Below are 25,882 nucleotides of genomic sequence, written 5' to 3'. Positions count from 1 at the left end.
CAAATGATCTCCTGGCAAGAGACAGGGTCAGAGCAGGCGTGCCCCTTCATAGCGGGCGAAGGTCTTCTGGCCTGATGGCCCAAACAGCACGACGTCGTAGGTGTCACTCCCAACACCTGCGACCTCCATGCCGGGGGATCCAACCGGCATGCCAGGGACGGCCAAGCCCTTCGCTTGAGGCTTCTCAGCCAGCAGGCGCTTGACCGCGTCCGCCGGCACGTGGCCCTCGATGACATAGCCGCCGACCTCCGCCGTGTGGCAGGAGGCGAGGTCGTCAGGTACGCCCAGGCGAGCCTTGACCCGGTTGACCTGGGGCGTGGTGACGACCTCCACCGGGAAGCCGGCGGCCTTCATGTGCTCGACCCAGCCGCCGCAGCAGCCGCAATTCGGGTCCTTGGTAACGACGACCTTCGGCAGGGCCGCCTGTGCGAAGGCGCGTCCCGCCATGAGGGCGCCGGCGGAGGCACCGAGAACGGTCACGAAGCGGCGGCGGTCGAGCATGGGGTTCTCCTTCAGGCTGCGGTCGGGGTGTAGCCAGCCTCGGTCACGAGGGCCTTGATGGAGGTCAAGTCGGTGCTGCCCCGGACGGATACAAGCTTCGAGGCAGGGTCCGCTTCAACGCGCGTGCCGGGCAGGCCCGTCTCGATGGCCTTTTTGATGGTGCCGGCGCAATGGCCGCAGGTCATGTCCTCGACGCGCAAGGTAAGGGCATCCCGGTGGCGCTCCACGGTCTGGGTCGCCTGGGTCTGGTGGGTACTGCATCCGCACATGGTCGAATCTCCGTTTGGTTGGACGATGCGCACACCCTGCACCTTCCCACGATGGCAAGGTCAAGCGGCGATTTGAACCGTCCGTCCCAAGGCTTTCTGGCCAAGCCAGGGGAACCCGACGCCGAAGGTCACCGTTGGGCCGATGATCGTAGGGATGACGCCTTGCATGACATGATCCGCCTCATGCTCAGCCGCCTGACGGTCGCTCTGCTGGCCCTCGGCCTCGCCAGCGCGCCGCTGTATGCGGCTGTCCAGGCGGGAACGTCTGACTACGTACCATCCTCCCATGCGGTGCAGACCGCGCACGCATCCCATGGCCAAGCCGATCACCACCACAGCGGGGCCTCCAAACCCTATGCGGCCGGCCAGTTCTGCTGCCATCCCGGCTGCATCATGGCCGTCTTCCCGGTCCCCGCGAACCTGGCTCACGGTGTGCCGCTGTCCGAGGTGGTCCCGATCCCGCCGGACCTGACGCCCATGCCAGCCATGTTGTTCGGCATCGACCGCCCGCCGAAACACGCCTGATCCACAACCGGGCGGCCATGCCGCTCGCGATGAAAGCCGGCCCGTTGGCGTGTCCGGCGCCGCGCCCACGTGGGCCGATCAGATCACCGCGCTTGGAAGAAGGATTTCAACATGACCATTCGAATGATCGCTTTCGCGACCGCCGTTCTCTCCGTCAGCGCCTGGGGCGCCGCGGCTCAACAGAACCAAGGCCAGATGCAGCACCCCTCGGGCGGCCAGATGGCCATGTCCACCGAGGGCCTGCCGGAGGAGTGTCGGACCGCGGTCCAGGCCGGCGGGCCGATGCCGAACATGCAGGGCATGGATATGTCGGGCATGCACCAGGGCATGCAGGGCATGATGGCCAACATGAACGAGGCCCAGAAGGGCTACATGGACACCATGATGAAGATGCACGGTCCCATGATGAGCGCCCACATGATCAAGGACTCCGACGTCGCCTTCGTCTGCGGGATGATCCCCCACCACCAGGGCGCCATCGACATGGCCCGCGTCGTCCTGAAGACCGGCGACAATGCCGAGGCCAAGAAGATGGCGGAGACAGTGATCAAGGCGCAGGAGCAGGAGATCGCCGAGATGAAGGACTGGCTCAAGAAGAACGCCAAGAAGGAAGGCTCGCAGTAGCAACATAAAGCCCTCGCCATGGCCCGGCGGGGGCTCTTCCACCCCCACGCGGCGGGCGTCAACGCTGTGATGCCCGCCGTCGTCACGGCATCCTCGGTTACCACCATCTGCGGGAGATTGGAGTGAAGACCAGCCTCGTTGCCGGCTTCATAAAGGTCATCTGCAGGGACGCGGGATCACCGCCCGCGCACGGCGCACCCAAGCCAGGCAAGTGTCAACAAACCGCTTGACCTTCCCAGGATGGGAAGGTTTACAGAAGAGGCCAATGGTTCTCCAAGGAGACGGCCGTGGCCGATCAAATCACTTCAAAACAGCAGTCCGCATCCGGAGCAACGCTCGACATCCCCGTCCAAGGCATGACCTGCGCCTCCTGCGTGGGACGGGTCGAGAAGGCGCTCCGCGCCGTTGACGGGGTCGATGCCGCCAGCGTCAACCTTGCGACCGAACGCGCCCGCGTCTCGCTGAAGCCGGGCGTGACCGACACCTCGGCCATCGCCGAGGCCATCCGAAACGTCGGCTACGAGCCGGGCGAGGAGACGGTCGACCTGAAGGTCACCGGCATGACCTGCGCCTCCTGCGTCGGACGCGTCGAGAAGGCCCTCAAGCGGGTGCCCGGCGTCGTTGACGCCACGGTCAACCTCGCGACCGAGCGGGCCTCGGTCCGCACCTTGGGCGGCCCCGACATGACGGCGGCGCTCATCGGCGCCATCGAACGGACCGGCTACGAGGCCGAGCCGGTGCGCAGCGGGACGGAGCAGAGCGACCGCGAGCGCGCCGCGCGCGAGGCCGAGATCACGTCCTTGCGCTGGTCCATGATCCTGGCGGCCATCTTGACGCTCCCGCTGCTGGTCTTCGAGATGGGCGCGCACTTCTTCGAGGGCATCCACCACTTCCTAGCCGGGCGGTTCGGCATGGACAACGTCCGGATCGCATCCTTCGTCCTGGCCAGCGTCGTCCAATTCGGTCCGGGCCTTCGCTTCTACGCCAAGGGCTGGCCGGCGCTGCTGCGCGGCGCGCCCGACATGAACTCGCTGGTGATGCTCGGCACCAGCGCCGCCTACGGCTATTCCGTGGTCTCGACCTTCGCACCCGGCTTCCTGCCGGAGGGCACCGACTACACCTATTTCGAGGCCGGCGCGGTGATCGTCACCCTCATCCTCCTGGGCCGCTACTTCGAGGCCCGGGCCAAGGGGCGCACGAGCGAGGCCATCCGCCGCCTGATGACCCTGCAGGCCAAGACGGCCCGCGTCGTTCGCGACGGGCAGGAGGTCGAGGTCGGCATCGAGGCGGTGCGTCCCGGCGACATCGTCGCCGTCCGTCCGGGCGAGAAGGTTCCCGTCGACGGCGAGGTGGTCGAAGGCGCCTCCTACGTCGACGAGTCGATGATCACCGGCGAGCCGGTCCCGGCCCAGAAAAGCCTGGGGTCCGGCGTGGTCGGCGGGACGATCAACAAGACCGGTGCCTTCCATTTCCGTGCCACCAAGGTCGGCGCCGACACCCTGCTGGCCCAGATCGTCCGCACCGTCGAGGAGGCCCAGGGCTCGAAGCTCCCGATCCAGGAAATCGTCGACAGGGTCACCACGTGGTTCGTGCCCGCCGTAATTGCAGCCGCCGCGCTGACCTTCGTCGCATGGGTGGCCTTCGGTCCATCGCCCGCGCTCACCTATGCCCTTGTCAACGCGGTCGCGGTCCTGATCATCGCCTGCCCGTGCGCCATGGGCCTGGCCACCCCGACCTCCATCATGGTCGGAACCGGCAAGGCCGCGGAGATGGGCGTCCTGTTCCGTCGCGGCGAGGCTCTCCAGGCCCTCAAGGACGCCAGCATCGTCGCTCTCGATAAGACCGGCACGCTTACCAAGGGGCGCCCCGAGCTCACCGACATCCAGGCTGCGCCCGGCTTCGTCGAGGCCGACGTCCTGCGGCTGGTGGCGGCCGTCGAGACCCGCTCCGAGCATCCCGTCGCGGAGGCCATCGTTGCCGAGGCGCGCCGGCGTGGGCTCGATCTGCCCGGGCCGGCATCGTTCGAGGCGGAGCCAGGTTTCGGCGTGCGGGCCGAGGTCGAGGGACGCCGCATCGAGGTCGGGGCCGACCGCCTGATGCGCCAGCTTGGCTTGGACATCTCGGGCTTTGCTGGCGTGGCCGCACGCCTCGCCGACGAGGGCAAGACGCCGCTCTACGCCGCAGTCGACGGGCAACTGGCTGCCGTGATCGCGGTCGCGGATCCGATCAAGGAGAGCACGCCCGCCGCCATCGAGGCCCTGAACAGGCTGGGCCTGAAGGTGGTGATGATCACCGGCGACAACCGGCGCACCGCCGGGGCCATCGCCAGACGGCTCGGGATCGACGATGTCGTGGCGGAGGTCCTGCCGACGGACAAGGCCGAGGTGGTGAAGCGCCTTCAGGCGGGTGGAACGGTCAAGGTCGCCTTCGTCGGCGACGGCATCAACGACGCGCCGGCGTTGGCGCAGGCCGATGTCGGTCTTGCCATCGGCACGGGGACGGACATCGCCATCGAGGCCGCCGACGTGGTCCTGATGTCGGGCGACCTGCGCAACGTGCCGAATGCAATCGCCCTCAGTCAGGCCACGATCCGCAACATCCAGCAGAACCTGTTCTGGGCCTTCGGCTACAACGTGGTGCTGATCCCGGTCGCGGCAGGCGCGCTCTATCCGGTTTTCGGGATCCTGATGTCGCCGATCTTCGCCGGCCTGGCGATGGCGTTCTCCAGCGTCAGCGTGCTCACGAACGCCCTGCGCCTGCGCCGCTTCGTGCCGCCGCTTCCGGTGGGCGAGACGACATCACGGATGGTGCCGGCCCGCCTGGCGCCGGCGGAATAAAAGGAGGGGACTATGAACATCGGAAAAGCCGCCGAGGCCTCGGGCGTCTCGGCCAAGATGATCCGCTACTACGAGTCCATCGGGCTGCTCGCCAAGGCGGTCCGGCGCGAGAACGGCTACCGGGACTACGACGAGCGTGACGTCCACGACCTGCGCTTCATCAAGCGGGCACGGACTCTGGGCTTCTCGGTCGAGGCGACCGGCGAGCTTCTTGCCCTGTGGCGCGACAAAAGCCGCGCGAGCGCCGACGTGAAGGCATTCGCCATGCGGCACGTGAGCGACCTGGAGACCAAGATCTCAGAGCTTCAGGCCATGACGCGCACGTTACGCCATCTGGCAAGCCACTGCCATGGCGACGCGCGTCCCGAGTGCCCGATCCTCGACGACCTGGCCACGCCGGGCGCCGGGGAAACGGAGCAGGATGCGCAGGTCAATGGAGTACGGGCTCGTAAACCCCGTGTTGCGGGAGCGCAGATCCGATCAGCCCGGCGCCCGGCAACAGCCTGACCCCCGGGCGGACGCACTGAGTGGGCATGACCGCCATTGCCCTTGGCAGGCCGCCCAATGCGATGGCCTCGACGCTGAACCTTGTTGGCTGGGCTCGCCTTGATCTCGCGCAAATTTTGCGGACACCAGCGGGCGGAGGATCACGCCCGCTGACGTCGTATCGTCAGTGCTCAGGCGGGCATCAGGTCGATGACGCGCATGACCGCCGTCGCGGTGCTCTGGTTCTTGTCTTCCTCGAACGTGTCCTTGGCGCAGGCAAAGACGTGGCCGGCCTTGGCCGTGTAGGTCTTATCGCCCTGCTTGACCCAGACCTCGCCCTCCATGATCTGGCAGATCATGTCGTTCTTCATCACCTCGTCCGGAAACCCGGAGCCCGGGGCGAAAACATAGTCGGTGACCACCGCCGTCTTGTACGCCGCGATGCCGATGGGCCATTTGCCAAGATCGACCTGCCGGATGCCAGGCATGATCTCCTTGCCGGCATCAGGGGCGTACATCGAGGCCGCTGCTGCCGGACGCGGCAGTCCAACGACCGGGGCAAGGGCAACACCGAGGAGAAGAGCCGACCTGCGATTGAGGCTTTCCATGGGAACCTCCATCCCTGATGCATGTGCGTCCTGCACGTGCGTCAGGAAGTTCACTCCCAGTCAGCCCTGCTGTCAAAACACATTCACAGGCGAACCGTCCGCAAGCGAATGGCGTTGCCGATCACACTGACCGACGACAAGGCCATCGCCGCCGCGGCGATGATCGGCGACAGTAGGATGCCGAAGAACGGGTAGAGCACGCCCGCCGCCACCGGCACCCCAAGGGCGTTGTAGATGAAGGCGAAGAAGAGGTTCTGGCGGATGTTGCGCATGGTGGCCTGCGACAGACGCCGCGCGCGGACGATGCCGGTGAGATCTCCCTTGAGCAGGGTCACGCCCGCGCTCTCCATGGCCACGTCGGTTCCGGTGCCCATGGCGATGCCGACGTCGGCCGCTGCCAGAGCAGGAGCATCGTTGACGCCGTCGCCAGCCATGGCCACCACGCGTCCCGCGCGCTTGAACTTGTCCACCACGGCGCTCTTCTGGTCCGGCAGGACCTCGGCCTCGACCTCGTCGATCCCGAGCTGTCGGGCGACCGCCTTCGCGGTCGTCCAGTTGTCGCCGGTCAGCATCACAACCCGGATGCCTTCCTCCTTCAGGCCGGCCAGCGCCTCGGGCGTCGAGGCCTTCACCGGGTCGGCGATGGCGATGGCGCCCGCCACCTTCCCGTCGATGCCGGCGAAGATCGCCGTGGCGCCGTCCTCGCGCAGCCTGTCGGCCTGCTCGGCGAGAGGGCTGACGTCGATGCCGTGTTCTGCCAGGAACTTGGCGCTGCCGAGGACGACGCGCCGGCCCTCCACGGTGCCCATCGCGCCCTTGCCGGTGGGAGAGTCGAAGTCCGAGACCGGGGCCGTCGCGATGCCCCGCTTATCGGCCGCCGCGACGATGGCCAAGGCGAGCGGGTGTTCGCTCGGGCGCTCGGCGCTGGCCGACAGGCGCAGGACCTCGGCCTCCGTAAAGCCCTGCGCCGGCACGATGGCCGTCACGGCAGGCCTACCCTCGGTCAGGGTTCCGGTCTTGTCGACCACGAGCGTATCGACCTTCTCCATGTGCTCCAGGGCTTCCGCATTCTTGATCAGCACGCCCGCCCCGGCGCCGCGCCCGACACCGACCATGATCGACATCGGCGTGGCAAGGCCGAGCGCGCACGGACAAGCGATGATCAGCACCGCCACGGCGGCCACCAAGCCGTAGGAGAACTGCGGTTCGGGTCCCCAGATCGCCCAGGCGATGAAGGCGAGCACCGCCACGCCGATGACGGCCGGAACGAAATAGCCGGATACCTGATCCGCCAGGCGCTGGATCGGAGCGCGGCTGCGCTGCGCCTCCGCCACGAGCTGGACGATCTGGGACAGCATGGTGTCGCGCCCAACCTTCTGGGCCTCGATGACGAGGCCGCCGGACTGGTTCATGGTGCCGCCAATCACCTTGGCCCCGACCTCCTTGGTCACCGGCATCGACTCGCCAGTCACCATTGACTCGTCGACGGCGCTGCGTCCCTCGATGACGACGCCATCGACCGGAACCTTCTCGCCGGGGCGGACCCGGAGGCGGTCACCGGCCTGCACGGTGTCGAGCTGGACCTCTTCCTCAGTTCCGTGGTCCCGGATGAGCCTTGCCGTCTTGGGGGCAAGGTCGAGCAAGGCACGGATGGCACCGCTGGTGCTCTCACGGGCGCGCAGTTCGAGAACCTGGCCCAGTAGGACGAGGACAGTGATGACCGCGGCGGCTTCGAAGTAGACGGCGACCGAGCCGTCATGGCCGCGGAAGGCCGCCGGGAAAATGTCCGGTGCGAGCGTGGCCACCACGCTGTAGAGCCAAGCCACACCCGTACCCATGGCGATGAGCGTGAACATGTTGAGACTGCGGTTCTTGAGAGACTGCCAGCCGCGTTCGAAGAAAGGCCAGCCGGCCCACAGCACGACGGGCGTAGCGAGGGCGAGCTGGATCCAGTTCGATGTGCTGCGCGGCACGAGGTGTTCGAGCCCGGTGAGATGGGCGCCCATCTCCAGTGCGAACACCGGAACGGTCAGGGCGAGCGCAATCCAGAACCGTCGCGTCATGTCGATGAGCTCGGCGTTGGGCTTCACCTCCGCACTGACGAGGACAGGTTCCAAGGCCATGCCGCAGATCGGGCACGAGCCCGGGCCGACCTGCCGGATCTCGGGATGCATCGGACAGGTGTAGATTGTGCCCGCGGGCACGGCCTCCGCCTTCCGGGCTGTTGCCGGCTCAACGTACTTCGCGGGCTCGGCCATGAACTTCGACTGGCAGCCGGAGGAGCAGAAGTAATACGGCTTGCCCTCGTACTGCGCCCTGTGCGGGGTCTGGTGCGGATCGACCATCATTCCGCAGACCGGATCCTTCACCTTCCCGGCATCCGCCGCGGGCTCATGGTGGTGCCCCGTATGGGCGCCATGATCGTGGTGGTGGGCGTGGCCCTGGTGGCCGTGCTCTTCATTGGTCGGGCTGTGGGTCATGGCGGTTCTCCGCTGATGCCTCTATGGGATACGGTCAGCCTAAGGCTTCCCACGATGGGAAGGTCAAGCGTCCCTGTCACGGTGGCTGTGCCAATGCGGGCTCGATCAGTCCTCTGCCTCTGCAATGAACTGGACATGGGATCAGAACCACCCGAACGTCAGGGCCACCACCGCGAAGTACCGGGCCGTCTTCGCCACCGCCACGATGGCGAGAAAGACCGGGAACGGCTCCCGCAGCACGCCGGCGACAATCGTGAGCGGATCGCCAATGAACGGCACCCAGCTGAGAAGCAGCGACCAGCGTCCGTAGCGATGATACCAAGCCTCGGCCCGCTTGATTGACTCGCGCTTGAGCGGGAACCAGGGCCGATCCTCGAAGGTGGCAAGCAGGCGCCCCAGCAGCCAGTTCGCCGCCGAGCCGAGGGTGTTGCCGACGCTCGCCACGATTACGAGCAGCCACCACGTGTAGTGCTCCGAGACCAGGAGCCCGAACAGCACGACCTCGGACTGGAACGGCAGGACCGTCGCGGACAGGAACGCCGCCGCAAACAGTCCGCCATATTCCAGGAGGTGGTTCAACGCACGATCCCTTCCTGGGCGATGGCCCCGGCTTCATTGAACCGGACGGACAGGATGTCTGGCACGTCCTCATCGCCAGGGCGCCGCTCGACTGGACGGGCATCGAGCTGGGCGCGTCGGGAGGGCGTCAGCAGCCGCAGGAATCGCTTTGAGGCAACGACGCCCAGGTTGGCCTGCTTGGATCGCCGCTCCATCCGCGGCAGGGCGTTCATCGCGGGTCCGAGCAGCGTGAACTCGGCGCGCCGCCCGTCATCGAAGACGCCGGCGAGGACAAAGCCGCAGTGGAGCGTGGCGATGACGTGGGTGCCAGACGGCATTTCGTCATGGCTTCTCCAGGTGTTCAGGGGGCGCAGGATCTCGTTGGCTGCGTCGAAAGCCCGGGCCGCCTGGTCCTCGGGCGAGCCGTCGAGGAACACGGCGAGCACACCGTCCCCCAGATACTTGTCAACGATGCCGCCGTGGCGTGAGACCGCGTCGTGGACGAAGCGCCGGAACGCCATCAAATCATCGATGACCTCGCGGCCCGGCCGTTCCCGGGTCAGCGCGGAGAAGCCGCGGATGTCGACGGCGAGCAGACAGGCATGGCGCTCGGTGACCTCCGCTGTCTCCTCGTTGGCGACCACCTCGGCGGCGATCCCCTCGGGCAGGAAGCGCGCCAGGAGCATCCGGTCCCATCGCGCCTTCAGCACGGCCGCCCAGGCCAGCCGCGTGCGATGCACCGCGTAGAGGACGAAGCCGGCCGCAACGGCGAACGACAGGAACCCGAGCGTCTGCCGGAACGCGAAGGCGGGCGTGGGCCCGGTCGCGGGAAGTGATGCGGAATGCGTGAGCAGGGCAAGCGAGGCGAGCCAACCTCCGGCCACGATCCCGGTAAAGACGGCGACAAGATCACGGCGCAACCGCATCCCGGTCTGGATCAGGAGGAGAATGGCCGGCAGCAGGCTGACCGCGTCCGTCGCGAGGAAGAGATCATGGGCATCGCGCGGCAGGTGGTCGGCGATGACGTAGACCGCCAGCACCGCGTCGGTCACCGTCGCGGCCCACGGCAGCCATTGACCACCGACGGCAAAGCGTGACGCGAAGGCCAGCACGACGGTCGTCAGGCAGTAGACCACCAGCACGATCCAGTGGCCTTCCCGGTGCCCATGACCGTATTCGAGGAAGGCGCCGGCCCCGAGGATCGCCAGGACCAGAAGCCGTGGCACCAGGGCCCGACGGTCGAAGTCGTTCTCCATGTACTCGGGCAGCCCGCTGGCTGAATGCCGACCGCGGACGGGCCTGCCCAGGCCATCGCTCCGCGGTGGGGACGGATCCCAGCGGATCAGGTTCAGCATCCGGTGCGGTTGCGTGGCTGCCCCGGGGCCCCGTCGGCGATCTTTGCGGTGTCCGGACCGGCACTCCGGGTCGAGCCGGTGGCGACGGGACCGACATGGAGCGTCAGCGGGCTCTCATAGGAGCCGAGAACCAGGCGCCCCGGAACCGTCGTGTCCGGCTCCAGGTCCCGGGCGAGGGGCCCGACCTCGATCCAGACCTTGCGGCCATCCAGGCTCGCCGTGGCGCCCGGCCTGACCGGCAGCGTCCCGATCTCGCCGGTGTGTCCCTGGCCGAAGGATCCCATGATCCGCGACGGCTCCCCATCCGGCAGGCGCAGCCCCGTGATCAGAACGCGGTCCTCTCCGGAGTTCTCGACCGAGAAGGTGACGATGGCCGTTTCACCGGCCCGAGCCGGGGTGGCGGCGACCTGCGTGACCGTGACATCGCCGAAGACGGCTCCCTCGTCGTCAGCCCTGGCGGAGCAAGGCTGCAGGATAGAATAGGTTGCCATCGTCGCAACAGCCGCCCCGACGGCAACGAACCGCTTCATCGAATGCATAGAGGTTTCCTTGTTGTTCTTCGACGCCGCCGGCCGCCGCGGCGACTCCGAAAGCGCGGCGGCCGGCGACGGTCCGCCCGGCGTTGGGACCGGACGGAGTCCCGTGGCTACCTGCCCTTGCGGATGCTGACGACGGAGATCTGGCCGTTCACGCGGTCAGCCTGGAACTGAACCTTGTCCCCCGCCTTCACGCCCTTGAGCACCGCCGGATCCTGCGCCCGGAACACCATGGTCATGGCATCCATGTTCAGATTCGGGATCGGCCCATGGTCGATGGTGACTTTGCCCTGGGCGGTGTCGACCTTCTCGACCGTGCCGGACACCGTGGGGAGGTTCGTCGCGGCGGCCGGCTGAGCCGCAGGCCGGGTCGGGGCCGCCTGGGCCCTGCCGGTCTCGATCCTCACGACGGAGATCTGGCCGTTCACGCGGTCGGCCTGGAACTGGATCTTGTCGCCTTCCTTCACACCCTGGAGGATGGCAGGGTCCTGAGCACGGAAGACCATCGTCATGGCGTCCATGTTGAGGTTCGGGATTGCGCCGTGGTCGATGGTGACCTTGCCGCCAGCGGCATCCACCTTCTCAACCGTGCCGGAGACTATCGGGAGATTGGTTGCAGCGGGCTGCGCGGCGGGTTGCGCCGGAGCGGCGGCCTGGGTCTGCGGGGCCGGGGCGGCCTGCGCGCGCTGGTCCAAAGGCCCCGATCCGTGGGGTGGCTGGTCCGGCTGCGCGCGGTAGTCAGCCTGACGGCTGCGGACCTGCCACTCCTTTACCTCGGAAATCTGCTTCTGCTGCTCGTCCAGGATCTTCTGGGCCAACTGGCGCAACTGCCGGTCGCCGCCGTGCTCCAGTTGCGTCCTTGCCAGGAAGATCAGGTCCTCGTGGTGGGCTACGACGAGCGTGGCGAAATCCTTGTCAGGGTCGCCGGCAAGCTTCGTGTCCTTGAAGCGGCCGTTCATGACTTCGAGCACCCGCTCGAAGGCGGCCACCGCCCCCTTGGCGGGCTGCGCCTGAGCGATGCGGTCCGGTCCGATGGCGACGACGGCCAGCACGGCTCCGACGGCGGTCAGGGTGACAGTCAGGCGTTTCATGCAATTTCCCTCTGTTGCGGCGGAAAAGCCGCCCCGCGGCGGCAAACCCGCGGGGCGGATGGGCCTTACGAGCCCTTCTTGATCGACGTGACGCTGATCTGGCCGTTCACGCGGTCAGCGGTGAACTGCACCTTGTCGCCGGCCTTCAGGCCCTTGAGCAGGGTCAGGTCCTGGGCGCGGAACACCATCGTCATGGCGTCCATGTCGAGGTTCTTGATCGGGCCATGGTCGATGGTGACCTTGCCCTGCGCGGTGTCGACCTTCTCGACGGTGCCGGACACGACCGGCAAGTCCTGCGCGAGGGCGGCACCCGACAAAGTGAGGCCGGTGATCAGGGCCGTGGCGGCCAGGTTGATGCGCTTCATCGGAAGCTCCTGTGTGTGGGTTGGTTGAAGTCTGGTAGCCCGCGCCGTCACTTGACGACGACGGTGCCATGCATGCCGGACTCGTAGTGGCCGGGGATCAGGCAGGCGAATTCGAAGGTGCCGGGCTTGGTGAATTGCCACACCATCTCCCCGCCCTTGCTGACGGCCAGGTGCCGGGCATTCGGATCGTCGTGCTCCATGTCCGGGTTCTTCTGCATCTCGATCTTGTGCTTGGCGTTGCTCTCGACGGTGTCGAGGACAAACTCGTGATCGACCTTGCCGTTGTTCTTGAGGACGAACTTGACCTGCTCGCCCTGGCGCACCTCCACCTTGTCGGGGAAGTAGACCATCTTGCCGTCGTCGGTTTCCCGCATGCTGATCGACACGACGCGGGCCGGCTTCTTCGGGTCGCCGGGCTTGCCGTATGCGGCTTCCTTGTCGTGCCCGTGTCCGGCGGCTCCGGGACCCGCAAGCGCGAGGCCGGCCGAGAGGGCAAGGGCCGCGAGGCCGGTGCCAAAGGTCAGGATGTGCTTCATCGTTGAATGCTCCTAGTCTGCTATGGATCAGTGATTGCCGTGTCCGCCGGCTTTGGCCGCGCGGACGGGACGCTTGCGGGGATCGACGGCTTTGAACTCCGTCGCCTTGACGCCGCTGTCTGGGGACGCGCCGCGGGCTGGCTCGGCGAGCTTCTCGCCGGTCCACTCGTAGGCGACCGTACCCTCCGGGTGCTTGTACCAGCCCGGATCCTTGTAATCGTCAGCCGCGATGTCCGGACGGACCTTCACGACCGAGAACATGCCGCCCATCTCGATGGGCCCGAACTGACCGTAGCCGGTCATCATCGGCAGCGTGTTGTCGGGCAGAGGCATTTCCATCGAGCCCATCTCGCCCATGCCGCTGCCGCCCATCGGCATGTAGCCCGGCGCGACCTTCTTGAGGGCCGGCGCAGTCTTCTTCATGTTGACGCCGATGTAGGTTCGGACGTCGTGGCCCATGGCATTCATGGTATGGTGGCTCTTGTGGCAGTGGATGGCCCAATCTCCGGGAACGTCCGCGACGAACTCGAAGGCCCGCATCTGCCCGACCGCCACATCGACGGAAACTTCAGGCCATTGGGCGGACTCGGGCACCCAGCCACCGTCCGTGCCCGTTACCTTGAAGTCGTAGCCGTGCATGTGGATCGGATGGTTGGTCATCGTCAGATTGCCGAAGCGGATGCGGACCTTGTCGCCCTGACGGGCCACGAGGTGATCGATCCCCGGGAAAACCCGTGAGTTCCAGCACCAAAGATTGAAGTCCGTCATCTCGTTGACGCGAGGCACGTACGAGCCAGCCTCGATGTCGAACGCATTGAGCAGGAACACGAAGTCGCGGTCGACGCGGCGCTCGGCCGGATCGCGCGGATGCACGACGAAGAAGCCCATCATGCCCATCGCCATCTGGACCATCTCGTCCGAATGGGGGTGGTACATGAAGGTGCCGGACTTGCGCAGGATGAACTCGTACACAAACGTCTTCCCAGGCGGAATGTGCGGTTGGTTGAGGCCGCCGACGCCGTCCATGCCGTTGGGCAGGAGCTGGCCGTGCCAGTGCACCGCCGTGTTCTCCGGCAGCTTGTTGGTCACGAAGATGCGCACCTTGTCGCCCTCGACCGCCTCGATGGTCGGCCCCGGCGATTGGCCGTTGTAGCCCCACAGATGCGCCTTCATGCCGGGCGCGAGCTCGCGCACGACGGGCTCGGCGACGAGATGGAACTCCTTCCAGTCGCCGTTCTGGCGCCACGGCAGCGTCCAGCCGTTCAGCGTCACGACGGGCTGGTAGTCCGGCCCGCTCTTCGGGTAGAGCGGCGGCTGCATGGTGGCCTCGGTCATGGTGGGCGCCTCGGGCAGGCCCGCGGCCTGCGTGCGCCCGCTGATCATGCTGGCTCCGGCGAGGGCCAATCCCCCTGCGCCGAGAAAACCTCTTCGCGATACGGTCATTGGGTGTCTCCTCTAGGATTTCAGTGTCCGCCGGCGGCGGCCCCGCCGCCGGCCGCGGCCGTGGTGGTCTCGCCGCCTTCGCCGCCGCCGACCCCGCCGCCGATCAGGGCGGCCTTGAGGTCGGTGTCCGCGATCCAGAAGTCGCGGCGGGCGTTGATGGCGTCGACGTTGCTGAGGATGCGGGCCCGGGCGTCGAGGATGAGCTGGCTCACGTCGACGAGCATGCCGCTGTACTGGAGCAGGGCCTCGTCCTGGATCCGCTTCTGCAACGGCAGAACCCGGCTCTGGTAGTGGCGGGCGAGGTCGTAGTTGCCGCGGTAGCGCAGGTAGGCCTCGCGCGCCTCGGAGCGCACATTGACGGCGCGCTCGGCGAGGCGATTGGCTGCCGCCATATAGGTTTCCTGGGCATTGCGAACGGCGGTGCCGCCGAAGTCGAAAATCGGGATCGTGAACTCGACCTCCAGCCCGCGCCGCTTGATCCGTTCACTCTCGACCACGGTCTCGCCGTCCTCGGTGAAGACGGACGTGGAGCGCTCGTAGCTGGACAGGCCGGCGAGCTCGACGTCGGTCACGAAGCGCGTGGCATTGGTCAGCCCGAACTGGCTCGCGACCCCGGTCAGATCGTTGCGCAGGGCCTGGAGGTCGACACGTTTCTCCAGCGCCTGACGCTCGATGTCTTTGGCCGAGGCAATGCGGGCCGGCAGCGGCGGCAACGAGTTCGGCAGACGGAATTCAATGTCCCGCCCCCACAGCCCGAGCTGCCGGATCAGGCGTTCGCGGGCGACCTTCTGCTCGATCCGGGCGCGGGCGAGCTGGGCTCCGAGTTCCTGGTAGAAGGCATGCTCGCGGGCCTGCTCCAGCTTGTTGAGCGAGCCGCTCTCGCCAAGCTGCTTGGCGAGTTCCGAGGCGGTCTCCGCCGTCCCGAGCGCCTGCTGCGTGAAGGCGACCTGCTGGTTGGCCGCAATCGCGCGATAGTATTCCCGGCGCGTCTCAGCCGCGAGCCGCAGCACGGCCTCCGCGGTGCGGAACTGGGCCGCCCGGAACTGCTGCTGGGCGATGGCCGCGCGTGCCGGCAGGGTGGCGAGCTCGAACAGTCCGATGACGATCTGGCGTTCGATCTCCAACTCCAGGCTGCCGCCGAGGCGCGACAGGGCCACCGTCGGGTTCGGGGGCAACGTCGCCTGAACGTACTCGGCCTCCGAGACGCCAAGCTCGTTGAAGTCCGCCTGCAGACCCCGGTTCTTGAGCAGCGCGATCTGCACGGCGCTGTCCGCTGTGAGCGGACGGCGGAGCAACTCCTCGGCCCGCTGTTGGGTGGCAATCGCTTCGGCCTCGTTCGTAACCTTGACGACGTCCTTGTTGAGTTCGGTGTAGGCCACGTTCTGCGCCACCGAGAGCCCCGCGTCGGGCGAGAACGAGACGCAGCCGCCCAGGAAAAGGGTAACGGCCACCCCTCCAAGCAGCTTCAGGCGCTGGCCGGATGTCCCCTTGCCGTCTTGTTTGTTCATTGTCTTGCCTTCCTTAGCGCGTGCGTTGGCGCGCCGCCCCCTGGCGGCTGATGTGCCTGTTGGTCCAGTCATGGGTCACCGCCCGCGCCGGGCGGCGTCGTCGGAGTCGCCCCGCTCCGGATCGCCCTCTGGCGCCACACGCCGGTTGAGCTCACGCCAGTCGCCGGGCTCGACGACGTCGTAGCTGCGCACGCCCGCCGTGACGGAGGCATAGCCCGGGCTGCGGGTTCCGATGGAAGGATCGGCGGGCGCGGCCAAGTAAGTGGGAAGGGTGGTGGGCACGCATGCGCCAAGGCCGAGGCCAAGGACGACAAAGGGGATTAGCTTCATCATGGGGTCCGTCTCCGGGCGGACCTCCACAGGGCGGTTCTGAAACGGGGCCGGGTGTTGGCGGACCAAGGGTCCATCCATCACGGGCCTGGCGTTCTGATCGCGTTCTGGGAAGGGTGACCGGTTCGAGCTTCAGGGCGGTCGCAGCCGGCTCTCAGGAGCGGGCACGCCGGTTCGTGCGGGCCTGATGGCCCGCGCCTGGCTCAGACGGTTCGCGGGGGGCGGTCGAGGCCGCCCGTGGTGATGCCGCCAACCTGCTCATCACCGGCCACAATCATAGGAGCCTGAGAGACGGTCGGGGAGTAGACGGTGGGGGCCGCACTCTCCTGGAAGGCGTGGCATGTGCTCATGCTGCAGCAAACGGGGCCGGAGCAATCCTGAAAGCCCTGATGGTGATCGGTCGAAGCACCCAGGGCAGCTTCGTGGGGCGACGCCAGTTCATCGGCGTGCTCGTGATCCCCGTCGACGGCGGCATGCTCGTGCCCGGCGTCGACCCTGACGGCGTGGTGGTTTCCAGCCGACGCGGCCGCCTGCGGCACGGAGATCGGAATGATCGCCATGGTGATTGCAAGCAGAGCAACAATGATGGCGCCCATCAGCCGCAAGGGGAAAACGCTCCAATTCGTCGGAAATGGATATGTGTCACGAAAGGTTGGATTCGACAAGGTGTGGCTGGACAGAATGCCTGCGGCATTCCTGGTCGGGGGGGGTGACGGCAGAACATCAGGATCCCTGCCTCAGCTGCGATCCCGGCTTCTCTGCACCTTGCCACGGTGGCAAGGTCAATACCCTGTGGGGCTGGTGCGGAGGCCGCCGCCCTCTCCAGGGCTGGGCAACCTGCAGATATGCGTTTCCCAACAGCGAACCGGGCGCGGTTCGCCTTCAAGGGGTTCGAGTGCTTGGAGCAGGTGCTCCGCCACCTCCAGCCGGTCCTGGGCCATGCCCTCCCTTGAGGACGACCAGAATCGTGTGGTCAAGCGGGCGCCGGGCAGCCATGTTCATCCCGTCATCAACGAATTCAATGATGCATCCCGACGTCGTTGGACGGTCAAGCACGCCATCAGTCCAAACGCCGCCCAAGCCTTCTCGTTCATCCGTCCGTCACAGGGGCATGATGCTTGGGGCTGGCGGAGATGATGGGCTTGGTGTGCCGGGCAGCCTTAACCCGACAGGCTGATGGACAGCCTCGACCCGATAGCCGGCCCGTGGAGGGCCCGCAGAAGGGTGGATCCGAATTTGCATTCTCCTTGCCTGAGTGCGCCGGGGATCCGCCTGCAACGACAGCAGGCTAGTCAGCCAGCGCGAGGCGATCCAATGCCGGCCGGCTTCCGCGCCCCTGACCGTCGGCTCGGAGGGAGTGCGGACATGCGAAGCGTTCGCTGGAGGCGGGCTGGAACCGCGTCGCACGCCGATGCCAGCCCGGCCGTGGCCGCTCGTCTCGGCCGAGCAGAATCATGGGGCGTGCCTACAGGTTGGGTCAGTCCAGCGGCCCGGGCGCACCCGGGCCAAGTTCGCCCATGCCGCTTGCGCTACTTGTTGCGCTTGAGCCAGCTGTTGTAGTGCTGGTTGTCGACTGCCGCGGCTCCGTTTCGGGCCAAGGTCTCTTGCAGCGGCGTCGGTCTGTATCCAGGGGGGAAGCTGCCCTCCGGAAACCGTCCGGTCAGCCTGCGGTAGGGTCTTTGCGCGCCCGGGTAGGCTTGTCCCGCGTCGTTGTAGCCGGACGTGGCAGGGTGCCCGGACATGGCAGGCTGGGCCTGCGCGGCACCTGAAATGATCGTCGCAACGGCGAACGCGAGGAGAAGGCGTTTCATGGGAATGAGGCTCCGATCTTGTTGGGAGCGCAAGCTTGGCGCTCCTATATTCAAGTTCGGCGCGAAAGGCCTTTTGGTTACAGCGCCTTGCGCACGACGTGTCAGGCATTCCAGCGCATCCGATGGTCGCCACACCGACACCCGGAAGGGCAACCTGAGACCGGGATACGGGACTTCGCGCCTGGCAGCAGGGCCTCAGCATCCGACGGCGCGATCACTGCGCGGCAGTGATTTGAGAAGCTGGGCATGACCCATTTCATCTCTCATTACAGTTTGCCGATCCACGCCATCGGACCGAGGTGCATCCGAGGACGGCCTGTTCGTTGTAAGTTTCTGCGGGGCAGAGCACGGGCAGGTTCTGCCTTGCCGGCTCCGGCTGCGGAACAAGCGCCAGATCCATCGGTCTTTCCCGAATGGCACCAGAAGCAGCCGGATCCAAGTGAGTGAGCGCGGCAGCGCAGAGCTAAACGATCACACCTCAGGGAAATGCGGTCGACGCCATCCGGACCAGCCCGCTTGCCTGCGGAGGAGCCCCATGCACCGTCACCCGGGCTCGCCCTTCGCCTCAGCCGATCCCCAGGCAAAGGCTCTCGGCGGGCAGGATCTCGCGCCATTCCGCCACGAGTTGCCGGTAGGCCTCTCCCACGGGCCTGATCCGCCGGTCGAGGTCGAAGAGCCCGAGCGGGTTCACGCGCCCGTTGTCCTCGCGCAGCGCCGTGTCCCAATCGATCTGATCGATCAGGCTGTACCAGGTAAAGCCGATGATGGGCACACCATCCTGGCGCAGGCGCACCATGTTCGCCCACTCCTTCATCAGCCAGCCCGGCGCGCGCTCCGCGTCGGCCAGGTTCGTCTCGGTGTGCATCACCGGCAGGTGGTAGCGGTCGTAGTACTGCCTGGTGATGATGTAGTAGCCGAAGATTTCGCCGGATGCGGTGACCGGCCCATCCTGTGCCGGCACCAGATGCTCGTTCGTGACATAGTAGTCGTTGCCCATGATGCAGAACGGCTTCACCGCCCGGCCCGCGCGCATGAACCAGTGGTACTCCCCGCGGGTCATCCCGTGGTCCTGGAGGTACTCGTACATGCAGGCGCGCACGTCGACGCCGTAGCACAGGTCGAGGGACAGGAAGCGCTTCTGGTTGTGGAAGTCGGCGCGCTCCTCGGCCACCGGCTTCTCGGCGTGGAAGTATTCCGTCGACTCGCTCTGAATGAAAAACGTGCCCTGCGGCCCCCGGGCGCGCAGGATTTCCTCCTCCGCCAGGAGATTGGCTTGAACCAAGTGCTTGAGCGCCGTGACGAAGCCGCGGTCTGAAGTGAGGCGCTCGTTCCACCACCCGATCTGGCCGGAAAAGGTCGCCGTGATGAAGATCTCATTCACGGGCGTGTAGAACCGGACCCACGGATAACGCGCCGCGAAGGCGCCGGCATAGGCCGCGAAGAGTTCCGGCCACTCCGGGTTCTGGAAGTTCCCGATCCAATCCGGCACGCCAAAATGGCACAGGTCGACGATGGGCACGATGCCGAGCCGCCGCAGCTCGGCGAGCGCCGCGTCGGCATAGGACCAGTCGTAGCGGTCCGGCCCCGCGTGGACCCGGTAATAGGGCGGCCCCCAGCGCAGGTACTCCAGGCCGAGGTCTCGCACCAGGGCGAAGTCTTCCTGCCAGCGCCCGTAATGCCCTGTCTTCTCCATCTCGTCGACGCGCTGCGTGGCGCCATCACGCCCGAGGATCGTCGGGTAGCTGTTCTCGATGCCGGTCGCGAACATGAACCGATGGGCGGCCCCGGGCAGCCGGCGGACTGGCGAGAGGGAGGCATGACGCTCTTGAATCAGCATTCCGGTCCTCCCAACCGCTGGGCCCGGTGGCTGCTGTCCGCCGCGAGGACGGCTCCGCCGCAGCGGGATGCCTTTCCCTCGGCCGCGAACCGCTCCGCCACCCCGCAGCCGGTGCTGGTGATCTCCCACTTGTCCGTCAGCCGCATCTGCGCCTCCCGCAACCCCGCCTCACAGCACAAAGCGATCCCAGCTCGCATAGTGCTCCCCGCTGCGCCGGCCCCGCGGCAAGCTCAAGCCCATCAGCGCCAACCCGAGAGCGACGCTCACTGACGCGGCGGTCGCATCGGCACCGTCCAGCGCCCAGGGCGCCGCGGTGAGCCACGCCCCGAACAGCAGGTTGATGAAACGCAGAGTGCGCGCAACCTCCGCGGTCGCGATGATCGCGACCGTGATCGTCAGGGCGCCGACGACGTGGTCGCTGTTCGCCATCGCGCCCGAGGTGCCAAGGACCAAACGGGTCAGCATCAGGAACCCGCCGATGGCCATCGCGCCGGCCAGTGTCCATGGCAGCGTGATGCCACGGGTTGTGTCCGCCCAGAACTTGGCCGGGCTCGCGAGGGCGTCAGAGGTGTCCTCGCGGCCGCCCTCCACGGCATCGCCTTGGAAAAACGTGCGCAGCAGCGGCTTGCCCCGGCGATGGGCCCAGGAGAGGAACTGTCCCATCGCGATCACCTCGTCGAGGGCGAACGGGATCATGATCAGCATCGCCAGCGCGGCGATGAGCGCCGGCGTGCTCCAGGTGCCGATCATGATCGGCTGGATGATGATGAAGTAGATGCTCACCACCCCGAGTGGGATCACGAGAATGCCGAAGAACGTCACCATCCAGGGCATGGTCCGCCAGCGGTCACGGGTTCCCATGACCGCCATCAGGATCTCCAGCATGTAGGCCACCGCGCCCAGGCCTGCGTCGGGGATCGGCCAGGCCTTTGACATGGCGGAGGTGATGATTTCCTCGGTTCCGTTCCTCGGGTCTGCCAGGTCGCCGGCAAAGAACGGCTCCCAGGCGTAATCGACGTGGCCGAGTTGATAGGCGGTGAGCATACGCGCGATCAGAAGTCCGACGAGTCCCATCGCGGCGATGGGCAGCCGCTGCGCCCCGGTCGACGGGCCGAACGTCCAGCCGGGTGGAACCGACTTCGGGTCCATCATGCCGGCCATGCTCATCCCCGGCATCATCGGCACGATCACGGAGAATGCGATGACCAACCCGCCCACGATGAGGTCGTTCTGGTACTGCGCCGCGCTCGGGCTCCAGAACAGGAGCGGCGCGAACAGAAGCCAGAGGCCGATAAAGGTGTTGGCCCATGGCGCGAACCAAGCCGTCCGCCGGTGCAGCGACAGTGCGGCGAAGACGGTGATGAGCAGGCCGCTGACCAGGTCGCTCGCCATCAGCACGCCTGCCCGCCACTCGACCGACGGCAGCCCGCGCTCGACTGTCACCGCCCGCACCGCTGCGCCAACTGTTTCGCTCGTCACCGCGTCGTAGACGAGGGGGCTCGCCGCGAGCCACAGGCCCAAGCCCATGTTGGCGAAATGCGCCCAGCGTGTCCGGCGGGCGTCCTCCTCCATCATCGCCATGTGATCGTGACCGCCCATGCCGGGCTTCGCGCAGGCGTCCGCCGCGGCACCGATCCCGTCGGCATGGCTCATCCCGGCATGGCCGGTTCCCTGGCCGCCCGCCTCATGGCCTTGGGCCGGCGGGCCTTGCCAGGCGACCAGCGCCGGGTTGAGCTTGTTCGTCTTGTACCAGCCGACCGGGTCCCGTTTCAGCGCGGCCACGATGCGCGGGAGCGTGCCGCGGAGGGAGTGCTTCGGCTCCCAGTCGAGCAGGCGCCGGGCCTGCGCGATGTCGAGGATGTAGTGGTCGTTGGACTGCTCGACCATCCACGGCTTGATGAAGTCGTCGTCGCCCAACACCTCGTTTTGGATCCAGGAGCCTGCCAGGGCGAGCGATTTGGGCATCCGGATTGTCGCCCAGTCTTCTCCATGCAGGCTGCGGCCGACAATGTTCTGCACCTCGGCATAGCCGAGCGCGTCGGGCTCGCCCACCAGCAGCGGCAGTTCGGGCGCGAGCGCGCGCCGGCGGTCAACAACCCGGAGAATGGCCTCGGCGAGGTCGTCGATGTGGAGAAACGACTGCCCGGCGCAAAGCATGCCCGGATAAAGGTGCGCCGTCACCCGTTGCTCATAGATGCGCGCCACCTGCTCCGCGATGAAAGGTGAGTGGCCGACGTCGTCGTAGACGCCCGCGATGCGCAGGAAGACCACCGGAATGCGGCCGTGCCGCTCGCGCAGCACGGCTTCCGTGTGGACCTTCGATTCCGGATAGGCCCAGGTGGGCTCGACGGGAGAGCGCTCGTTGATGGTCTCGTCGGGCCGCCCCGTGGGCTTGTGGACCAGCATGGTGCTGGCGAACACGAACTGCCCGACTTCGAAAGCCTGGAGACCGTCGATCAGCCTGCGCGTGCCCTGGACCGTGATCTGGTCGTAGAGCGGGTTGGGCTCGCCCGAGACGTCATAATAGGCGGCAAGATGGATGACTGACGCGATGCGCGCCCCGAACCGGCGGCGCACCTCGTCGAGCGCCGTCTTCACCTTGTCGTCCGAGCTCAGGTCGAAGTCGACGGCGTGCGCCGGCGCGGGGGGATCCGGGGGGCCGGCGCGGTCGAGCCCGACGAGCGTGTAGCGGTCGGCCAGGCGCCTGATGAGCGCTCGCCCGATGAACCCGCTGGCGCCCGTGATGAGGACAATGTCCCGTTCCGTGCCCATGCTGTGCTTCCTCCCGGCATCCGGTGCCCCGCCGCCGGCCCCAGGCCGACGATCATGATCGGCCGAGGCGGGAGGAGGCGTCTTGTGCCAGTTCGACAGCAGGAGCCGATTGGTTACATCCCCATGGCTGGATCGATGCCGCTCTGCCGGCTGCGTGAGAACGGCCGGCGCAACCTGCGGCGGGCATCATGGCGGCTCGGCCCAGCGGCCGACACGGCTCGGCGGGAAGCTCCAGGTCCAGGCCGGCACCAATCCAGCACCTTCGCGGCGAGCCCACCGTTCACAGGCGCGTGAGGCGTGTAACCACCGTGCCGTCGCCTCCGAATAACAGGGAGAATGCGCCGCCTCCCGCGGCGAGAAGGCAAGGCAATGTTCCTCATATCAGCACTGGCAGCCCTCCTGCTCCTCCTCGCGGCCATCGCGCGGTCGCGCGTCCCGACCGTCGCGCCGGCTCCTGTCCGGGTCCGGCGTCCAGGATCCCATACGCCGCACCCGGACGCCTGAGGGCGGTGTCGAAGCCCTTGGGCTTCATCGTCAGACAAGTCGCTCCCACAAACCCCGACAGCCTGAACAAGGAACAGCACATGGGTTCGAGCTCCGATCACGATCCGAAAACCGCCGTCAAGACGGGTGGCAGGCTTGGCCACAGCCAGCGGCCAGCGGCGAGCGGCTTCCCGTGGGCGATGGCCCTGTGCCTGGGGGCCGGCCTGCTGATCGTGCTGTTTGCCGTTGCCCGGCTTTTCGAGTGAGGCCGGGGCACCATCGCCGCCGCCCGATTGTGCGCCTGCGCGGCAGGGGGGCTGCGCCATCCAAGGATCGAAGCCCAGAACCGGGCGTTTTTTCACCGGGCGCGCGGGTTCGCGCCATTGGCCGACAAGGAAACCGCACATGACCCACGACCGAGCCAAGGCGGCTTCGTGTTGCAACCACGATGCTTCGGTCCACGCCCACCTGGGCGGCCCGGCCGACACGGGCATGCACCCAGCCGGCGCCGACGCGGAGCACCGCGTGAAGGACCCGGTCTGCGGCATGATGGTCGACCCGCACACCACGCCCTATCGGGCACAGCACGGCGGACACCCGTTTTATTTCTGCTCGGCCGGATGCCGGGACAAGTTCGAAAAGGACCCGGCCCGCTACCTGTCCCCGCAGGCCGTCAAGAATACCGACGAGCCCGTCCCGGAGGGCACGATCTACACATGCCCGATGCATCCCGAGGTCAGGCAGGTCGGGCCAGGGTCCTGCCCCATCTGCGGCATGGCGCTCGAACCCGACATCATCACCGCGGATGCTGGTCCGAACCCGGAACTCGTCGACGTGACGCGCCGGTTCTGGATCGGCACGGCCCTGACCGTTCCCGTCGTGCTCCTGTCCATGGGCGGCGATCTGATGGGGCTCACCCACGTGATTGGCCAGCAGGCCTCCAACTGGGTGCAACTCGCCCTCGCCACCCCGGTGGTGCTCTGGGCCGGCTGGCCGTTCTTCGTGCGCGGCTGGCAATCCGTGGTGGCGCGCAGCCTCAACATGTTCACCCTGATCGCACTCGGCGTCGGCGCGGCCTGGGGCTACAGCACCGTCGCGACCCTTGCCCCCGGCCTGTTCCCGGCGGCCCTGCGGGGGCCCGACGGCGCCATCCCGGCCTACTTCGAGGCAGCGGCCGTGATCACCGTCCTGGTTCTCCTCGGGCAGGTGCTGGAGCTCAAGGCCCGCGACCAGACCTCCGGCGCCATCCGGGCCCTGCTCGACCTCACGCCCAAGACAGCGCGGCGCCTCAGTGCGGACGGCGTCGACGAGGAGATCGCCTTAGACGCGGTCGGTGTCGGCGACCGGCTGCGGGTCCGTCCGGGCGAAAAGGTGCCGGTCGACGGCGAGGTCCTGGAGGGACGCTGCTCGGTCGACGAATCCATGGTCACGGGCGAGTCGATGCCCGTCACCAAGGAGCCCGGATCCAAGGTGACGGCGGGCACCCTCAACCAGACCGGCAGCTTCGTCATGCGTGCCGAGAGGGTCGGGCGCGACACCATGCTCGCGCGCATCGTGCAGATGGTCGCCGACGCCCAGCGCTCCCGCGCCCCGATCCAACGGCTCGTCGATCAGGTCGCCGGATGGTTCGTGCCCGCAGTGATCGTGATCGCGGCGCTCGCCTTCCTCGCGTGGTTCTTCTTCGGCCCCGAGCCGCGGCTCTCCTTCGCCCTCATCGCCGCGGTCGCGGTGCTTATCATTGCGTGCCCGTGCGCGCTCGGGCTCGCCACGCCCATGTCGATCATGGTCGGCGTCGGGCGGGGCGCCCAAGGCGGGGTTCTCATCAGGAACGCCGAGGCGCTGGAGCGGATGGAAAAGGTCGACACCCTCGTTGTCGACAAGACCGGCACCCTCACCGAGGGCAAGCCCGCCGTGACCGCGGTGGTGCCGGCGCCAGGCTTCGGGGAGGATGAGATCCTGCGCCTCGCCGCCAGCGTCGAGCGCGCCAGCGAGCACCCGCTCGCCACGGCCATCGTCGCCGCGGCGACGCAGCGGCGCCTCGCCCTGGCCGACCCGGAGGGGTTCGATTCCCCCACCGGCAAGGGCGCCCTCGGGACGGTGGACGGCAGGGCCGTGGTGCTGGGCAACGCCCGCTTCCTCGCGGAGCGGGGCGTCGACGTCGCCCCCCTGTCGCAAGCCGCGGACGAACTCCGGCGCGAGGGCGCCACGGCGATCTTCGTCGGCATCGACGGACGCGCCGCGGGCACCATCGCCATCGCCGACCCGGTGAAGGCCACGACCCCCGAGGCGCTGGCCGGGCTCAAGGCCGAAGGCATCCGCGTCGTGATGCTCACCGGCGACAACCGGACCACCGCGCAGGCCGTCGCCCGCCGGCTCGGCATCACCGAGGTCGAGGCGGAGGTGCTGCCGGAGGAGAAGAGTGCCGTGGTCAACCGCCACAAGGCCGCGGGCCGGGTGGTTGCCATGGCAGGCGACGGGGTCAACGACGCCCCGGCGCTTGCCGCGGCCGACGTCGGCATCGCGATGGGCACCGGCACCGACGTGGCCATCGAAAGCGCCGGCGTCACGCTGCTCAAGGGCGACCTCAACGGCATCGTGCGGGCACGGCGGCTGTCGCAGGCCACCATGCGCAACATCCGTCAGAACCTGTTCTGGGCCTTCATCTACAACGCCCTCGGGGTGCCCGTAGCGGCCGGCGTGCTCTTCCCGATCCTTGGCGTCCTGCTGTCGCCGATCATCGCCGCCGCGGCCATGGCGCTGTCGTCCGTCAGCGTGATCGCCAACGCGCTGCGGCTCCGCGTCGCCCGGATCTGATGCCCGGGCGCGGGCGTCGGCGGGCGGGAGCCGACCAAGTTTTACCCCGCTGCCGATGCCGCGGGTAGCGCAATGCCTCTGCCCGGGCCTCGGCGCCACCTCAAGCGCGCCGG

25 protein-coding genes are annotated in these 25,882 nt (G+C 67.4%); 7 read left to right on the top strand and 18 right to left on the bottom strand.

Features of this window, described 5'->3' with window-relative positions; genetic code table 11:
* Positions 1 to 27: 27 nt before the first annotated feature.
* Both IC232_RS05170 and IC232_RS05165 read right to left on the bottom strand, forming a co-directional pair.
* Positions 28 to 501 carry a DUF411 domain-containing protein gene (locus tag IC232_RS05170; protein WP_190843849.1) on the bottom strand — a complete coding sequence of 158 codons (474 nt, stop codon included), beginning with the start codon at positions 499 to 501 and terminating at the stop codon, positions 28 to 30.
* A gap of 11 nt (positions 502 to 512) precedes the next feature.
* Positions 513 to 770, bottom strand: coding sequence for a heavy-metal-associated domain-containing protein (locus tag IC232_RS05165; protein ID WP_190843848.1), 258 nt, complete (start codon positions 768 to 770; stop codon positions 513 to 515).
* 162 nt (positions 771 to 932) lie between these two features.
* Here IC232_RS05165 and IC232_RS05160 point away from each other — a divergent pair, with 162 nt between their 5' ends.
* The 4 genes from IC232_RS05160 to cueR all read left to right on the top strand — a co-directional run bounded on the left by IC232_RS05160 (position 933) and on the right by cueR (position 5,263).
* The gene (locus tag IC232_RS05160) at positions 933 to 1,295 is read left to right on the top strand and encodes a hypothetical protein (protein ID WP_190843847.1); all 363 of its coding nucleotides are present in this window, start codon (positions 933 to 935) and stop codon (positions 1,293 to 1,295) included.
* A 111-nt stretch (positions 1,296 to 1,406) separates the two neighbouring features.
* On the top strand, positions 1,407 to 1,919 hold the full coding sequence (locus IC232_RS05155) for a DUF305 domain-containing protein (RefSeq protein WP_190843846.1): 513 nt from the start codon (positions 1,407 to 1,409) through the stop codon (positions 1,917 to 1,919).
* 356 nt (positions 1,920 to 2,275) lie between these two features.
* Entirely contained in the window at positions 2,276 to 4,756 is a 2,481-nt protein-coding gene (locus IC232_RS05150; RefSeq protein WP_210335232.1) for a heavy metal translocating P-type ATPase, read from the top strand.
* Positions 4,757 to 4,768: 12 nt separating this feature from the next.
* Positions 4,769 to 5,263, top strand: a complete 495-nt coding sequence (gene cueR, locus IC232_RS05145) for a Cu(I)-responsive transcriptional regulator (protein WP_190843844.1) — start codon at positions 4,769 to 4,771, stop codon at positions 5,261 to 5,263.
* A 170-nt stretch (positions 5,264 to 5,433) separates the two neighbouring features.
* Here cueR and IC232_RS05140 read toward each other — a convergent pair whose 3' ends face one another.
* The 16 genes from IC232_RS05140 to IC232_RS05065 form a co-directional block, all read right to left on the bottom strand.
* The gene (locus IC232_RS05140) at positions 5,434 to 5,850 is read right to left on the bottom strand and encodes a hypothetical protein (RefSeq protein WP_190843843.1); all 417 of its coding nucleotides are present in this window, start codon (positions 5,848 to 5,850) and stop codon (positions 5,434 to 5,436) included.
* A gap of 83 nt (positions 5,851 to 5,933) precedes the next feature.
* Positions 5,934 to 8,330, bottom strand: coding sequence for a heavy metal translocating P-type ATPase (locus IC232_RS05135; protein ID WP_190843842.1), 2,397 nt, complete (start codon positions 8,328 to 8,330; stop codon positions 5,934 to 5,936).
* 141 nt (positions 8,331 to 8,471) lie between these two features.
* Entirely contained in the window at positions 8,472 to 8,909 is a 438-nt protein-coding gene (locus tag IC232_RS05130) for a YqaA family protein (protein ID WP_190843841.1), read from the bottom strand.
* The gene (locus tag IC232_RS05125) at positions 8,906 to 10,144 is read right to left on the bottom strand and encodes an adenylate/guanylate cyclase domain-containing protein (protein WP_190843840.1); all 1,239 of its coding nucleotides are present in this window, start codon (positions 10,142 to 10,144) and stop codon (positions 8,906 to 8,908) included. Before IC232_RS05125 ends, IC232_RS05130 begins: the two co-directional genes overlap by 4 nt.
* A gap of 92 nt (positions 10,145 to 10,236) precedes the next feature.
* Positions 10,237 to 10,782 (bottom strand): hypothetical protein, encoded by a 546-nt coding sequence (locus IC232_RS05120; RefSeq protein ID WP_190843839.1) that lies wholly within the window; start codon positions 10,780 to 10,782, stop codon positions 10,237 to 10,239.
* A 107-nt stretch (positions 10,783 to 10,889) separates the two neighbouring features.
* Positions 10,890 to 11,870: a copper-binding protein gene (locus IC232_RS05115; protein WP_246812039.1), complete on the bottom strand. Its 981-nt coding sequence runs from the start codon at positions 11,868 to 11,870 to the stop codon at positions 10,890 to 10,892.
* A 65-nt stretch (positions 11,871 to 11,935) separates the two neighbouring features.
* On the bottom strand, positions 11,936 to 12,235 hold the full coding sequence (locus tag IC232_RS05110) for a copper-binding protein (RefSeq protein ID WP_190843838.1): 300 nt from the start codon (positions 12,233 to 12,235) through the stop codon (positions 11,936 to 11,938).
* A gap of 47 nt (positions 12,236 to 12,282) precedes the next feature.
* A complete protein-coding gene (locus IC232_RS05105) occupies positions 12,283 to 12,771 on the bottom strand; it encodes a plastocyanin/azurin family copper-binding protein (protein WP_190843837.1) in 489 nt (162 codons plus the stop codon).
* Between the two features lie 27 nt (positions 12,772 to 12,798).
* Complete coding sequence (locus IC232_RS05100; protein ID WP_190843836.1) at positions 12,799 to 14,214, bottom strand: multicopper oxidase family protein; 1,416 nt, start codon at positions 14,212 to 14,214, stop codon at positions 12,799 to 12,801.
* A 20-nt stretch (positions 14,215 to 14,234) separates the two neighbouring features.
* A complete protein-coding gene (locus tag IC232_RS05095; protein ID WP_190843835.1) occupies positions 14,235 to 15,722 on the bottom strand; it encodes a TolC family protein in 1,488 nt (495 codons plus the stop codon).
* Between the two features lie 75 nt (positions 15,723 to 15,797).
* The gene (locus tag IC232_RS05090) at positions 15,798 to 16,055 is read right to left on the bottom strand and encodes a hypothetical protein (protein WP_190843834.1); all 258 of its coding nucleotides are present in this window, start codon (positions 16,053 to 16,055) and stop codon (positions 15,798 to 15,800) included.
* Between the two features lie 200 nt (positions 16,056 to 16,255).
* Positions 16,256 to 16,657, bottom strand: coding sequence for a hypothetical protein (locus IC232_RS05085; RefSeq protein ID WP_190843833.1), 402 nt, complete (start codon positions 16,655 to 16,657; stop codon positions 16,256 to 16,258).
* Between the two features lie 924 nt (positions 16,658 to 17,581).
* Positions 17,582 to 17,863 (bottom strand): hypothetical protein, encoded by a 282-nt coding sequence (locus IC232_RS05080; protein WP_190843832.1) that lies wholly within the window; start codon positions 17,861 to 17,863, stop codon positions 17,582 to 17,584.
* A gap of 565 nt (positions 17,864 to 18,428) precedes the next feature.
* Positions 18,429 to 19,700 carry a family 1 glycosylhydrolase gene (locus IC232_RS05075; protein WP_246812038.1) on the bottom strand — a complete coding sequence of 424 codons (1,272 nt, stop codon included), beginning with the start codon at positions 19,698 to 19,700 and terminating at the stop codon, positions 18,429 to 18,431.
* On the bottom strand, positions 19,694 to 19,897 hold the full coding sequence (locus IC232_RS05070; protein ID WP_190843831.1) for a hypothetical protein: 204 nt from the start codon (positions 19,895 to 19,897) through the stop codon (positions 19,694 to 19,696). Before IC232_RS05070 ends, IC232_RS05075 begins: the two co-directional genes overlap by 7 nt.
* Positions 19,869 to 22,472: an NAD-dependent epimerase/dehydratase family protein gene (locus IC232_RS05065; RefSeq protein ID WP_190843830.1), complete on the bottom strand. Its 2,604-nt coding sequence runs from the start codon at positions 22,470 to 22,472 to the stop codon at positions 19,869 to 19,871. The genes IC232_RS05070 and IC232_RS05065 overlap by 29 nt, the downstream gene beginning before the upstream one ends.
* Before the next feature lie 369 nt (positions 22,473 to 22,841).
* On the opposite strand from IC232_RS05065, the gene IC232_RS32830 reads away from it, so the two are divergent.
* From IC232_RS32830 to IC232_RS05055, 3 genes are all read left to right on the top strand, one after another.
* A complete protein-coding gene (locus tag IC232_RS32830; protein WP_281413347.1) occupies positions 22,842 to 22,976 on the top strand; it encodes a hypothetical protein in 135 nt (44 codons plus the stop codon).
* 80 nt (positions 22,977 to 23,056) lie between these two features.
* On the top strand, positions 23,057 to 23,221 hold the full coding sequence (locus tag IC232_RS05060) for a hypothetical protein (protein ID WP_190843829.1): 165 nt from the start codon (positions 23,057 to 23,059) through the stop codon (positions 23,219 to 23,221).
* Between the two features lie 139 nt (positions 23,222 to 23,360).
* The gene (locus IC232_RS05055; protein WP_190843828.1) at positions 23,361 to 25,769 is read left to right on the top strand and encodes a heavy metal translocating P-type ATPase; all 2,409 of its coding nucleotides are present in this window, start codon (positions 23,361 to 23,363) and stop codon (positions 25,767 to 25,769) included.
* Positions 25,770 to 25,882 lie beyond the last annotated feature (113 nt).

The sequence above is a fragment of the Microvirga sp. genome (assembly GCF_014699075.1).
Taxonomy (GTDB): domain Bacteria; phylum Pseudomonadota; class Alphaproteobacteria; order Rhizobiales; family Beijerinckiaceae; genus Microvirga.
The sequence above is the reverse complement of the archived record's forward strand: the minus strand, read 5'-3'. Positions and strand labels throughout refer to the sequence as shown.